This is a genomic window from Pseudomonas sp. ArH3a (assembly GCF_022648765.1).
In the GTDB taxonomy this organism is placed as follows: domain Bacteria; phylum Pseudomonadota; class Gammaproteobacteria; order Pseudomonadales; family Pseudomonadaceae; genus Aquipseudomonas.
The window spans coordinates 792625-806252 of record NZ_CP080330.1; the positions used below are offsets into that span (position 1 = coordinate 792625).

Annotated in this window: 7 protein-coding genes; 3 read left to right on the forward strand and 4 right to left on the reverse strand. The window is 61.3% G+C overall.

The window, feature by feature from the left end:
* Positions 1-97: 97 nt before the first annotated feature.
* Positions 98-934, forward strand: coding sequence for a 23S rRNA (adenine(2030)-N(6))-methyltransferase RlmJ (rlmJ, locus tag K0P33_RS03490; RefSeq protein WP_034117387.1), 837 nt, complete (start codon positions 98-100; stop codon positions 932-934).
* 96 nt (positions 935-1030) lie between these two features.
* Here the strand turns inward: rlmJ and msrA are convergent, their stop codons facing one another.
* From msrA to aceE, 4 genes are all read right to left on the reverse strand, one after another.
* The gene (gene msrA, locus K0P33_RS03495; protein WP_094949247.1) at positions 1031-1678 is read right to left on the reverse strand and encodes a peptide-methionine (S)-S-oxide reductase MsrA; all 648 of its coding nucleotides are present in this window, start codon (positions 1676-1678) and stop codon (positions 1031-1033) included.
* A 71-nt stretch (positions 1679-1749) separates the two neighbouring features.
* Positions 1750-4443, reverse strand: a complete 2694-nt coding sequence (locus K0P33_RS03500) for a GGDEF and EAL domain-containing protein (RefSeq protein WP_094949246.1) — start codon at positions 4441-4443, stop codon at positions 1750-1752.
* A 317-nt stretch (positions 4444-4760) separates the two neighbouring features.
* Positions 4761-6410 (reverse strand): dihydrolipoyllysine-residue acetyltransferase, encoded by a 1650-nt coding sequence (aceF, locus tag K0P33_RS03505; protein WP_242154068.1) that lies wholly within the window; start codon positions 6408-6410, stop codon positions 4761-4763.
* Between the two features lie 11 nt (positions 6411-6421).
* Positions 6422-9067: a pyruvate dehydrogenase (acetyl-transferring), homodimeric type gene (gene aceE / locus K0P33_RS03510; RefSeq protein ID WP_094949244.1), complete on the reverse strand. Its 2646-nt coding sequence runs from the start codon at positions 9065-9067 to the stop codon at positions 6422-6424.
* Between the two features lie 382 nt (positions 9068-9449).
* Between aceE and glnE the strand changes: the two genes are divergently transcribed.
* Entirely contained in the window at positions 9450-12389 is a 2940-nt protein-coding gene (gene glnE / locus K0P33_RS03515) for a bifunctional [glutamate--ammonia ligase]-adenylyl-L-tyrosine phosphorylase/[glutamate--ammonia-ligase] adenylyltransferase (RefSeq protein WP_242154070.1), read from the forward strand.
* A gap of 204 nt (positions 12390-12593) precedes the next feature.
* Positions 12594-13628 (forward strand): lipopolysaccharide heptosyltransferase II, encoded by a 1035-nt coding sequence (gene waaF, locus K0P33_RS03520; RefSeq protein WP_094949242.1) that lies wholly within the window; start codon positions 12594-12596, stop codon positions 13626-13628.

Consider the following 13628-nt stretch of genomic DNA (forward strand, 5'->3'; position numbering starts at 1 on the left):
GGTGTGCCTGCGGTTATGACATAAGCACCGGCCGACACGCAGCCCTGCACCTTTGCCCCGGTAGAAGGTAAACTTCGCCCCCTGCGCAGGAGCAACCATGAATTATCGTCACGCCTTTCACGCCGGCAACCACGCCGATGTCTTCAAACACCTGACCTTGACCCGCCTCATCGCCTTGATGTCGCGCAAGGAGCAGCCGTTCGCCTACCTTGACACCCACGCCGGGATCGGGCTGTACGACTTACAAGGTGATCAGGCCAACCGCACCGGTGAATACCTGGAAGGCATCGCCCGCCTGTGGGGCGCGAGCGACTTGCCGCCGTTGACCGCCGACTACATGCGCGTGCTGCACGAGATGAACCCGGACGGCCAGTTGCGCTATTACCCGGGCTCGCCGGAACTGGCGCGCCGCCTCACGCGGCCCCAGGACCGTGTGTTGCTCAACGAAAAGCACCCGGAAGATGGTGTGCTGCTCAAGGACAACATGAAGGGTGATCGCCGGGTCAAAGTGCACCTGGGCGAAGGCTGGCATGTGCCGCGCGCCCTGCTACCCGTGCCGGAAAAACGCGCGCTGATGCTGATCGATCCGCCGTTTGAGCAACTGGACGAGATGCAGCGCTGCGCAGCGTCCCTCAAGGAAGCCGTCAGCCGCATGCGCCAGACAGTCGCGGCGATTTGGTACCCGGTGAAAGACCAGCGCATGTTGCGCCGCTTCTATCAGGACCTGGCCGGCACCGGTGCGCCGAAGTTGTTGCGGGTGGAGTTGCTGGTGCATCCGCTGGACACGCCCAACACCCTGACCGGCTCGGGCCTGGCGATTGCCAACCCGCCGTGGGGGCTGGAGGAGGAGTTGCGTGAGCTGCTGCCGTGGTTGTCCAAGAAGCTTGGGCAGACCCAGGGTGGGTGGCAGATGGATTGGCTCATCGCTGAGTAATTAGTCGCCTGTCAGGACGCCATCGCGGGCAAGCCTGCTCCCATATTTGGAATGCATTCCAAGGTGGGAACGGGCTTGCCCGCGATGCTGTTTGCGTCAGATCGGGCAGGTCACGCCCGTGCCGCCGATCCCGCAGTACCCCTGCGGGTTCTTCGCCAGGTACTGCTGGTGATACGCCTCGGCGAAGTACACCGTCGGTGCTTCTTCAATTTCTGTGGTGATGGTGCCCAGGCCAGCCTTGGTCAGCTCACCCTGATACGCCTCGGCGCTGGCCTTGGCCGCCTCCAGATGCTCAGGTTTCACCGCGTAAATCACCGAACGGTACTGGCTGCCGATGTCGTTGCCCTGGCGCATGCCCTGGGTCGGGTTGTGCAACTCCCAAAACATTTTCAGCAGCTCTTCGTAGCTGATCTTGTCTTGGTCAAACACTACCAGTACCACTTCGCTATGGCCGGTCAGGCCCGAGCAAACTTCTTCGTAGGTCGGGTTCGGCGTGTAGCCGCCGGCATAACCGACCACGGTGCTGACTACGCCGTCGCGCTGCCAAAACTTGCGCTCCGCGCCCCAGAAGCAACCCAGGCCGAATATCGCGAACTCTACGTTGTCGACAAAGGGGCCGAGCAGCGGGTTGCCGTTGACGAAATGCGTTTGCGGCAGATTCATCGGGGTTTCACGGCCAGGCAAAGCTTGTTCTTGAGTAGGCAACACGTTTTTGTTCACCAGAATTTCCGAGCGCAAGACCATGATCAGTCCTCTCAGTCAGATTGAGTTATGTATTAAGAAGACACTCAGTGTGCCCGAGTGTTACAGCGCTGTCAGGCGATTGGCCCGCGCGGGTAGCGTTTAAGCTTCTCGAGCAGCTCTGCACCGGGGATCGGCCGGTCGAACAAATAGCCCTGGCCCACATCACAACGATGCCGACGCAGGAAGGCTAACTGTTCGGCGGTCTCGACGCCTTCGGCCACCACCTTGAGCTTGAGGTTGTGAGCCATGGCGATCACCGCCGAGGTGATTTCCATGTCGTCCTGGTTGTCCGGGATTTCGTGGATAAAGCTGCGGTCGATCTTGATGATGTCGATGGGGAATTTTTTCAAGTAACTCAGCGACGAGTAACCGGTGCCGAAGTCGTCCATGGCCAGGGTCAGGCCAAAGCTTTTGAGCTGGTCGAGCTGCAAGCGCGTGTCTTCGGTGGCTTCCAGCAGCAAGCCTTCGGTCAATTCCAGCTCCAGCAGGTTGGCCGGCAGCTGTTCTTCCTTGAGGATGGTGGCAATTGAGGCCACCAGATCCGGGTCGGAAAACTGCTTGGGCGACAGGTTGATCGCCACCTGCAAGTTGCCCATGCCCGCGGCGGTCAACTGCCGGCTCATGCGGCAGGCCTGGCGCGCGATCCACTTACCGATAGGGATGATCAGCCCAGTCTCTTCCGCCACGCTGATGAACTGGTCGGGGCGAATCATGCCCTTTTCCGGGTGGTTCCAACGCAACAACGCTTCCATGCCCAGCAGGCGGCCGCTGCGCAGGCACAGTTTGGGCTGGTAGAACACGTCCAGCTCGTTCTGGGTCAGGGCGCGGCGCAGGTTGTTTTCCACGAACAGTTTGTAACTGGCCTCGGCGTTCAGGGCTTCGGTGAACACCTGCACTTGGTGTTTGCCGTTGGCCTTGGCTTTGTGCAGCGCCAGCCCGGCGTTACGCATCAGGGTTTGCGGGTCGCGGCCGTGTAATGGCGCGCACGCCAGGCCCACGGAGCCGGTGACGCTGATTAGCTGGTTATCGACGAACATCGGCTTGTCGAGGGTGGCCAGCAGCTGGCTGGCAACCTGCTGGCCAGTCTCAAGATCAGTGTCGTCGAGCAACACCGCGAACTCGTTACTGGCAAACCGCGCCAAGCTGCCACTGGCGCTCAGGCTGTTGCGCAGGCGGCGTGCCAGGCTGATCAGCAGCTTGTCGCCGGTCTGGTGGCCGAGGCTGTCGTTGATCCGCTTGAAGTTGTCGATGTCCACCAGCAACAGGCTGATCGGGCTGTCGCTGTCGCGGGCAAAGCGCTCATCCAGGTTGCGGATAAACGCCGGGCGGTTGCCCAGGTTGGTCAGGTTGTCGGTGTAGGCCAGGCGCTCGATGCGCTGCTGGGCCAGCTTGGTTTGGGTAATGTCTTCGTAGATGCCGATGTAGTGGGTCAACTCACGGTTGTCGCCATACACCTTGGAAATCGACAGCTGGCCCCAGTAGGGTTCGAGGTTCTTGCGCCGGCTCTTGAACTCGCCCTGCCAGCTATTGCTCTTGGCCAGGCTCGACGGCGCATCGAAGAGCAACTCGCTGAGGTTCTCCAGCGCCGGCAGTTGCGCCAGGCGGTGACCGTGGACTTCTTCGGCGCTGTATTGGGTGATCGCGGTAAAGCTGGGGTTGACGTACTCCACCACGCCGTCGCAATTGACCAGCAAAAAGGCGTTGGCACTTTGCTCCACGGCACGCTGAAACAGGTGCAGGGCGCTGGTGGCGGTGCGCCGGTTGTGGTTGTTGATCACTTGCGCGAATTGGTCCGCCAGCTCACCGGCGAAGGCGATTTCATCGGTCTGCCATGCGCGGGGGCTGCCGCTTTGTTCCAGGCACAACACGCCAATGACCTGGCCATCGACGCGGATGCTCGCGTCGAGCATCGCGTATATATCCTTAGCGCGCAGGCTCTCGGCCATTTCCCGGGTGCGCGGGTCGCGCATCGCATGGGTGGCGTCGATGGCGCGGCTCGAGTGCAGGGCTTCCAGGTAGTCCGGGAAGCCGCTGGCGTCGATCGCTTCCGGCAAATGGTGTTGTTGGTCGGCGCGGTGGTAGGCCGAGATCGGCACCAGGCGCTGGCCTTCGAGGTTCCAGATGCTCGCGCAATCGATCTGGTAGATGTCGCACGCGCTGCGGGTGATCAGCTCGGCGGCTTCCTGCAGCGAGTTAGGCGTGGTGTAGCGCTGGCGCGCGAGCAGCAGAATCAGCTCCTGTTGGGCGCGCACGCGTTCCAGGTGCTGCAACTGTTCCAGCTGGGCGCGCTGGTTGAGCTCCAGGGCGATCTGCAGGCGGCTGTTCTGGTTTTCCAGGTCTGCGGTCGGGGCGGCGGCGGGGATTTCGCTGAACAGCCCGTCGACCACCATCAAGTAGCCGCGCAGCAGGTGGCGATTGTGTTGTTTGTAGGCCTCGCCCATTTCCAGCAGGCTCAGGGGGCCGTCGTTGGTGTGCAAGGTGTAGCGCACCAGGTAATGCGGGCTCTGGGTCAGTTGTTGCTGGATGGCGTCGTGCAGTTGGTAGCGCGCCTGCGGTTCCATCAGGCTGGCGTAGGGTGTGCCGAGCAAGGCACACAGCTCAACCGCCGGCAGGCCGAATTGGCGCTCGCAATTGGGGTCGAGGTACAAGAGGGCCCAGCTTGCCTCATTAAGCCGCTCGAAACGCAGCATGCCGAGGCGCGAAGGCACCGGTAACTGCGTCACTACCTCGGCCGCCATACGGGCGACATCGGGTTGGCTTTTCATGGGGGAACTCGCTTGGAAAAATGCGCACGGCGCCGGGCTCACGCCCTCTTTACTGTCACCTGCGGCAAGGTTGCATCATGCAGCACGCACTGACAAGAGAGGATGAAGGCTAAGTGCTATATGGCTGTTATCGGCCGCGGGAGCGGTTTCTACAATCGAGGTGATGGGTGGCGCATTGACGCAGGCACGGCGGGCCTAGCTCCTACAAACCGGCAGGCCAAAAAAAGCCCCGCCAAATGGCGGGGTTGAGGTACGAGCGTGGCGCTCGGAAATCGGTGCAGCCAAGCCTCCCCGGTGAAAGGGAGGCCCGTTGAGGCTTACAGCAGGATGGTGCGGATGTCGTTCAGCAGTTGGCTCAGGCGCTGCGTGAAGCGTGCAGCGGCTGCACCGTTGATCACACGGTGATCGTAGGACAACGACAGCGGCAGCATCAGCTTAGGCTGGAACGCTTTACCGTCCCACACAGGCTGGATCGTGGCCTTGGAAACACCCAGGATTGCCACTTCCGGCGCGTTGACGATTGGCGTGAAGCCAGTGCCGCCAATGTGACCGAGGCTGGAGATGGTGAAGCACGCGCCCTGCATATCGTCTGCGGTGAGCTTCTTGTCGCGGGCCTTGGCAGCCAGCGCAGCCGCTTCGGCAGCGAGTTGCAGCAGGCTCTTCTGGTCGACGTTCTTGATGACCGGTACCAGCAGGCCGTCAGGCGTGTCGACTGCAAAGCCGATGTTCACGTATTTCTTGCGAATGATCGCCTTGCCGCTTGGTGCCAGGGAACTGTTGAAGTCCGGCAGTTCCTTGAGCAGGTGCGCGCAGGCCTTGAGCAGCAGTGGCAGCACGGTCAGTTTCACGCCGGCCTTCTCGGCCACGGCTTTCTGCGCAACGCGGAAAGCTTCCAGGTCGGTGATGTCGGCTTGGTCGAACTGAGTCACGTGCGGAATGTTCAGCCAGCTGCGGTGCAGGCTCGACGCGCCGATTTGCATCAGGCGAGTCATCGGCACTTCTTCGGTTTCGCCGAAGCGGCTGAAGTCCACGACCGGAATCGGCGGAATGCCCGAACCACCAGTAGCAGCGCCGGCAGCCGGAGCTTCCTTGGCTTTCTGCATCATGGCTTTGACGTAAACCTGCACGTCTTCTTTCAGCACGCGACCGTGAGGGCCAGTGGCCGACACAGCGTTGAGCTCAACGCCGAATTCACGGGCCAGCTGACGCACGGCAGGGCCGGCGTGAACCTTGGCACCGCTTGGCGCAGGTGCGGCAGCCGCTGGGGCCGGTGCGGCCTCAGCTTTTGCAGCCGGTGCCGGGGCGGCAGCGGCCGGAGCCGCTTCAGCCTTGGCCGCCGGGGCAGCAGCGGCTGGCGCCGGTGCCGCAGCAGGCGCAGCGCCTTGTACTTTGAGCTTGAGGATGAAATCGCCAGTGCCGACTTCGTCTTCCAGCTTGACCGCGATGCTTTCCACCACGCCGGCAGCCGGCGAAGGGATTTCCATGGAGGCCTTGTCGGACTCCAGGGTGATCAGCGACTGATCGGCTTCGACGGTGTCGCCGACCTTGACCAGCAGCTCGATGATCTTGGCCTTGCCCGACGAACCGATGTCCGGAACATGAATGTCCTGGACGGTGGCGGCGGCAGGTGCAGCGGCCGGGGCTGCTGGAGCTTCGGCGGCGGCAGGCTTTTCAGCAGCAGGGGCGGGTGCAGCAGCGGCAGTAGGGGCTGGCGCAGGGGCCGCATCAGCGGCACCTTCGATTTCCAGCTCCAGCAGTTCGTCGCCTTCTTTCAGGCGGTCGCCCAGCTTCACTTTCAGGCTCTTGACCACGCCGGCTTTGGGAGCAGGGATTTCCATGCTCGCCTTGTCCGATTCCAGGGTCAGGATGCTCTGGTCGGCTTCGACTTTGTCGCCGACCTTCACAAACAGCTCGATTACTTCACCTTCACCGCTGCCGATGTCAGGTACGCGAATGAGTTCGCTCACAAAAAATCTCCTCAGCAGTCCAGTGGGTTGCGTTTTTCCGGGTTGATCCCGAACTTGACGATAGCGTCAGCCACCACCTTAGGTTCGATCTCACCACGGTCAGCCAAGGCTTCCAAGGCTGCCAACACCACGAAGTGACGGTCAACTTCGAAGAAGTGACGCAGCTTCTTGCGGCTGTCACTGCGGCCGAAACCGTCGGTGCCCAGGACTTTGAATTCCTTGGACGGGACCCACTGGCGAATCTGTTCAGCAAACAGCTTCATGTAGTCGGTAGAGGCAATGACTGGACCTTTACGGCCGGCCAAGCACTCTTCAACGTAGCTCAATGCAGGCTTCTGACCTGGGTGCAGGCGGTTGTTACGCTCCACCGCCAGGCCGTCGCGACGCAGTTCGTTGAAGCTGGTAACGCTCCACACGTCAGCGCCGACGTTGAACTCTTCACGCAGGATCTTCGCCGCTTCACGGACTTCACGCAGGATGGTGCCGGAGCCCATCAGCTGTACGTGGTGCGCCGCTTCCTTGGTGTCTTCTTCGAGCAGGTACATGCCCTTGATGATGCCTTCTTCCACGCCGGCCGGCATAGCTGGCTGCTGGTAGGACTCGTTCATCACGGTGATGTAGTAGAAAACGTCCTGCTGCTGTTCGGTCATCTTCTTCATGCCGTCCTGGATGATCACCGCCAGCTCATAGCCGTAGGTTGGATCAAAGGTGCGGCAGTTCGGGATGGTGGCAGCCAGAATGTGGCTGTGACCGTCTTCGTGTTGCAGGCCTTCGCCGTTCAGCGTGGTCCGCCCGGCAGTACCGCCGATCAGGAAGCCACGGGTACGGCTATCGCCTGCTGCCCAGGCCAGGTCGCCAATACGCTGGAAGCCGAACATCGAGTAGAAGATGTAGAACGGCAGCATCGGCTGGTTGTGGCTGGAGTACGAAGTACCGGCAGCGATGAAGGAGCTCATGGCGCCCGCTTCGTTGATGCCTTCTTCGAGGATCTGGCCCTTCTTGTCTTCCTTGTAGAACATCACCTGGTCTTTATCGACTGGCTCGTAGAGCTGGCCGACGGAGGAGTAGATGCCCAACTGACGGAACATGCCTTCCATACCAAAGGTACGGGCTTCGTCCGGGATGATCGGGACGATACGCGAACCGATTTCCTTGTCCTTGACCAACTGCGCGAGGATCCGCACGAAGGCCATGGTGGTGGAGATTTCACGGTCGCCCGAGCCGTCCAGGATAGCCTTGAGGGTATCGAGTGGCGGTGTCGGAATGTCGAAGGACTTGGCGCGGCGCTGTGGCACGAAACCGCCCAGTGCAGTACGGCGCTCGCTCAGGTAACGGGCTTCGGCGCTGTTTGGCTCTGGCTTGAAGAACGGCAGGTTTTCCAGCTCTTCGTCTTTGACGGGGATGTCGAAGCGATCGCGGAACAGCTTCAGGCTTTCAACATCAACCTTCTTGGTGTTGTGCGCGGTGTTTTTCGCTTCGCCGGCACCGGTGCCATAACCCTTGATGGTCTTGGCCAGGATGACGGTCGGTTGTTCTTTGTGGTTGACCGCTTCGTGGTACGCCGCGTAGACCTTGTACGGGTCGTGGCCACCACGGTTGAGCTTCCAGATCTCGTCGTCGGACAGGTCTGCAACCATCGCCTTGAGTTCAGGCGTGTTGAAGAAGTGCTCACGTACGAACGCGCCGTCTTTGGCCTTGTAGTTCTGGTACTCGCCGTCGATGACTTCGTCCATGCGACGTTGCAGGATTCCGTCGACGTCTTTGGCCAACAGTGGGTCCCAGAAACGGCCCCAGATGACTTTGGTCACGTTCCACTGAGCACCGCGGAACACGCCTTCGAGTTCTTGGATGATCTTGCCGTTGCCGCGAACCGGGCCGTCGAGGCGCTGCAGGTTGCAGTTGATGACGAAGATCAGGTTGTCGAGCTTCTCGCGGCCAGCCAGGGAGATGGCGCCCAGGGATTCCGGCTCGTCACACTCGCCGTCGCCCAGGAAGCACCAGACTTTCTGCTTGCCTTCAGGGATGAAGCCACGGGCTTCCAGGTACTTCATGAAGCGTGCCTGGTAGATCGCCTGGATCGGGCCAAGGCCCATGGATACAGTCGGGAACTGCCAGAAATCAGGCATCAGCCAAGGGTGCGGGTACGACGACAGGCCGCCACCGTCCACTTCCTGACGGAAGTTGTTCATCTGGTCTTCGGTGATGCGGCCTTCCATGAACGCACGGGCGTAAACGCCTGGAGAGGTGTGGCCCTGGAAGTAGATCAGGTCGCCGCCGTGTTCGTCGGTCGGGGCCTGGAAGAAGTAGTTGAAGCCGATGTCATACAGGGTTGCGCTGGAAGCGAAGCTGGAGATGTGACCGCCCAGGTCAGAATCTTTCAAGTTCGTGCGCATTACCATCGCCATGGCGTTCCAACGTACCAGCGAGCGAATGCGGCGTTCCATGAACAGGTCGCCAGGCATGCGTGCTTCGTGGGTAACGGGGATGGTGTTGCGGTATGGCGTAGTGATGGCGTAGGGCAGTTGCGAGCCGCTGCGGGTCGCGAGTTCGCCCATACGGGTCATCAGGTAGTGAGCACGGTCTTCGCCTTCTTTGTCGAGAACCGATTCCAGGGCGTCCAGCCATTCCTGGGTTTCGACGGGATCGAGGTCTTGCATGGCTTGCTCCAGGGCGGAAAGGCTACCAGAATCGGTTGCCTGAGTTTGCGACTGGCCTTGTGGGCAGACGACATAAATTCTTGGATGGCCGAAGGTTGCTTCGGCGTCCTGTAGTTTTACTACAAATCGTCGGCCATTTCAGCCTTTCGAATGTATATACGAGTAGTAAAACTACACAAGACTGAGCGTATGGCTCGGTCTGGCTGGTGAGCATAATCGTTATTGTTGATCTTTTGCGAACAAGAAAAGGTGAAAGTTTGATGTTGCCTGCCAAGATTAATTTAATTTCAGCTATTTATAACCTTTGTTCGACAGTCCTTCACCGAGCGTGGTTCTTGCGTTCACAGCTACAAGCCATTCACGCGCCGATCAAGGATAGACCATGAGCCTTCCAACGCTGGCCCCATTACCGGCCATTCTCTTGCCTTACGCCCAGCGGGCCGAGCAGTCATTTCGTGACGCAGTGGCCGCGCTGGACGCCGATCATGGCCTTTCTGAGTGGTCGCCGCAACGGTGGGCTGACTTCGCCCGCGTGTGCGCCGCCAGTGATTTCGTCATTGAACAGAGCCTGCGTGACCCTTTGATGTTGCTTGAACTGGTGGCCTGGGGCGAGCTGGACCGTGGCTTTGCGCCCGGCGAGCTGTGCGGCCAGATCGCCGGTGCCGTGCAACAGGCCGAAACAGAAGATGAGCTGGGCCGCGTACTGCGCCGCCAGCGCACGCGTCAACAAGTGCGCATCATTTGGCGCGACCTGACCCGCCAGGCCGACCTGGTGCAAACCTGTCGCGACCTGTCCGACATGGCCGACGCCAGCATCGACCAAGCCTACCAGTGGCTGTACCAGCGCCACTGTGTGCAATTCGGCACACCCACTGGCCGGCGCAGCGGTGAAGCTCAGCACATGGTCATCCTCGGCATGGGCAAGCTCGGCGCCGTGGAGCTGAACCTGTCTTCGGATATCGACCTGATTTTCGCCTACCCCGAAGGCGGCGAGACGGTGGGCGTGAAGCGCGCCCTGGATAACCAGGAGTTTTTCATTCGCCTTGGTCAAAAATTGATCAAGGCCCTCGACCCGATGACCGTCGACGGCTTTGTGTTCCGCGTCGACATGCGCCTGCGCCCTTACGGTTCGGCCGGGGCTCTGGTGCTCAGCTTCAATGCGCTGGAACAGTACTATCAGGATCAGGGCCGCGACTGGGAGCGCTACGCCATGATTAAGGCGCGCGTGGTCGCCGGTGATCAGGTGGCCGGTGCGCAACTGCTGGATATGCTGCGCCCGTTCGTCTACCGGCGTTACCTGGATTTTTCCGCCATCGAAGCGCTGCGCACCATGAAGCAGCTGATCCAGCAGGAAGTGCGGCGCAAGGGCATGGCCGAGAACATCAAGCTGGGCTCGGGCGGCATTCGTGAAGTGGAGTTTATCGCCCAGGCGTTCCAACTGATCCACGGTGGCCGAGACCTGAGCCTGCAACAGCGACCTTTGCTCAAGGTGCTCGGCACTCTGGAAGGTCAGGGCTACTTGCCGGCGGCGGTCATTGCCGAATTGCGCAATGGTTACGAATTCTTGCGTTACACCGAGCACGCGATCCAGGCAATTGCCGACCGCCAGACGCAAATGCTCCCGGACAGCCCGGAAGACCAGGCACGCATTGCCTTTGTGCTTGGCTTTGCCGACTGGGCCGCCTTCCATGAACGCCTGATGTACTGGCGTGGCCGGGTGGCCTGGCACTTCCGCCAAGTCATTGCCGACCCTGATGAAGCGGAGGGCGAAGAAAGCGAATTGGTCGTGGGCGGTGAGTGGTTGCCGCTGTGGGAAGAGTCCCAGGACGAAGACGCCGCGTGCCGCCAATTGCAGGAAGGTGGCTTTACCGACGCGCCCAAAGCCCTGAAAACCTTGGCCGGCCTACGCGGCAGCCCGCAGCTACGTGCCATGCAGCGCCTGGGCCGCGAGCGGCTCGATGCCTTTATCCCGCGCCTGCTGGCTCAGGCCGTCGAACACGCCAACCCGGACCTGGTGCTGGAGCGTGTGTTGCCATTGGTCGAAGCCGTCGCCCGCCGTTCCGCTTATCTGGTGCTGCTCACGGAAAATCCCGACGCTCTGCGCCGCCTGTTGACCCTGTGCGCCGCCAGCCCTTGGATCGCCGAACAGATCACGCGTTTCCCGCTGTTGCTCGACGAATTGCTCAACGAAGGCCGCCTGTTCAAGCCACCGTTGGCGCCGGAACTGGCTGCCGAGCTGCGTGAACGCCTCACGCGTATCCCCGAGGATGACCTTGAGCAGCAGATGGAAGCCCTGCGCCACTTCAAGCTGGCCCACCGCCTGCGCGTGGCCGCTTCGGAAATCGCTGGCAGCTTGCCGTTGATGAAAGTCAGCGATTACCTGACCTGGCTTGCCGAAGCCATCCTTGAACAAGTGCTGGCCCTGGCCTGGCGCCAGACCGTGGCGCGCCACGGCTCGCCGCAGCGGCTCGACGGCACCTTGTGCGACCCGGGGTTCGTCATTGTCGGCTATGGCAAAGTCGGCGGCATCGAGCTGGGCCATGGTTCCGACCTTGACCTGGTGTTTATCCACGACGGCGACCCGCAGGCCGAAACCGACGGCGCCAAGCCGATCGACGGTGCGCAGTTCTTCACGCGGCTGGGCCAGCGGATCATCCACCTGCTGACCACCCAGACCAACTCCGGCCAGCTGTATGAAGTGGACATGCGCCTGCGGCCTTCCGGCGCGTCCGGTTTGCTGGTGAGTTCGCTCGGTGCGTTTGAGCGCTATCAAGAAAATGAAGCCTGGACCTGGGAACATCAGGCCCTGATCCGCGCGCGAGTGCTGGTGGGCAGCCAGGACGTAGGCCATGCGTTCGAGCAGGTACGCGCTAAAGTACTGGGGCGCGAACGCGACTTGGCCAAGCTGCGCCAGGAGGTCGGCGAGATGCGCGCCAAGATGCGCGGCAACCTGGGCACCAAGTCTACGGCGGCCGGTACCGGCGCCAATGCCTTCGAGCCCACGGTGGCGTTCGACCTCAAGCAGGACGCCGGTGGTATCGTCGATATTGAATTTATGGTGCAATACGCGGCTTTGGCGTGGTCTGCGCAACATCCATCGTTGCTGCGCTACACCGACAATATCCGCATTCTGGAGGGCCTGGAGCAGGTGGGGTTGATGCCCGCCGCCGATGCTCATTTGCTGCGCGAGGTGTATAAGGCCTACCGTTCCGCCGCGCACCGCCAGGCCTTGCAAAACGAGGCCGGTACGGTGGCCGGGGATCAGTTCGCCGACGAACGGCGTCAGGTGATGCGAATCTGGAATGAACTGGGTTTAAGCTGAAACCCGATGAATTGAGCGATGCCAATCTAATGTGGAAACCGGCTTTATGTGGGAGCGGGCTTGCCCGCGATGCAGACGCTTCGGTGTATCAGGTATACCGAGGCGATGCTATCGCAGGCAAGCCCGCTCCCACAAAAAGCGCGATCTGCAGTAATTATCGATGCGGGGAGGCATAAGCCTCCCCGCATCGTTTGTGGACACTACATGAATATTCTGATCGTTGGGCCCAGTTGGGTCGGTGACATGGTGATGGCACAGACACTGTTCCAGTGTCTGAAACAGCGCCATCCCGACTGCCAAATCGACGTGCTCGCCCCCGAGTGGAGCCGGCCGATCCTTGAGCGCATGCCCGAGGTGCGCAAGGCCTTGAGCTTCCCGCTCGGCCACGGTGCCCTCGAACTGGCAACGCGCCGTCGCATCGGCAAATCTCTGGCCGGCCAGTACGATCAGGCGATCCTGCTGCCCAACTCGCTGAAGTCGGCGCTGGTGCCGTATTTTGCCGGCATCCCTAAACGCACCGGCTGGCGCGGCGAGTTTCGCTACGTGTTGCTCAACGACGTGCGCACCCTCGACAAGGCGCGCTACCCGCTGATGATCGAGCGTTTCATGGCCCTGGCCTACGAGCCCGGTGCTGAGTTGCCGACGCCGTACCCGCGCCCAAGCCTGCAGATCGACCCGGTGACCCGCGATGCGGCCCTGGCCAAGTTCGGCCTGATGCTCGACCGTCCGGTGTTGGCGCTGTGCCCAGGCGCGGAGTTTGGTGAGTCCAAGCGCTGGCCGTCGGAGCATTACGCCAAAGTCGCCGAGATGAAGATTCGCGAAGGTTGGCAGGTGTGGCTGTTCGGTTCGAAAAATGATCACTCGGTGGGCGAAGACATCCGCCAGCGCCTGATTCCCGGCCTGCGCGAAGAGGCGGTGAACCTCAGCGGCGACACGTCCCTGGCCGAAGCCATCGACCTGCTGTCCTGCGCCGATGCTGTGGTGTCCAACGACTCCGGCCTGATGCACGTGGCCGCCGCGCTGAACCGCCCACTGGTGGCGGTGTACGGCTCGACCTCACCAGGGTTTACCCCGCCATTGGCCGACAAAGTCGAAGTGGTGCGCCTGGGCCTGGATTGCAGCCCGTGTTTCGACCGCACCTGCCGTTTCGGTCACTACAATTGCCTGCGCCAGTTGCTGCCGCAACCGGTCAGCGATGCCTTGCAGCGGTTGCAGGGCTCTGTGGTCGAGGTTCGTTAG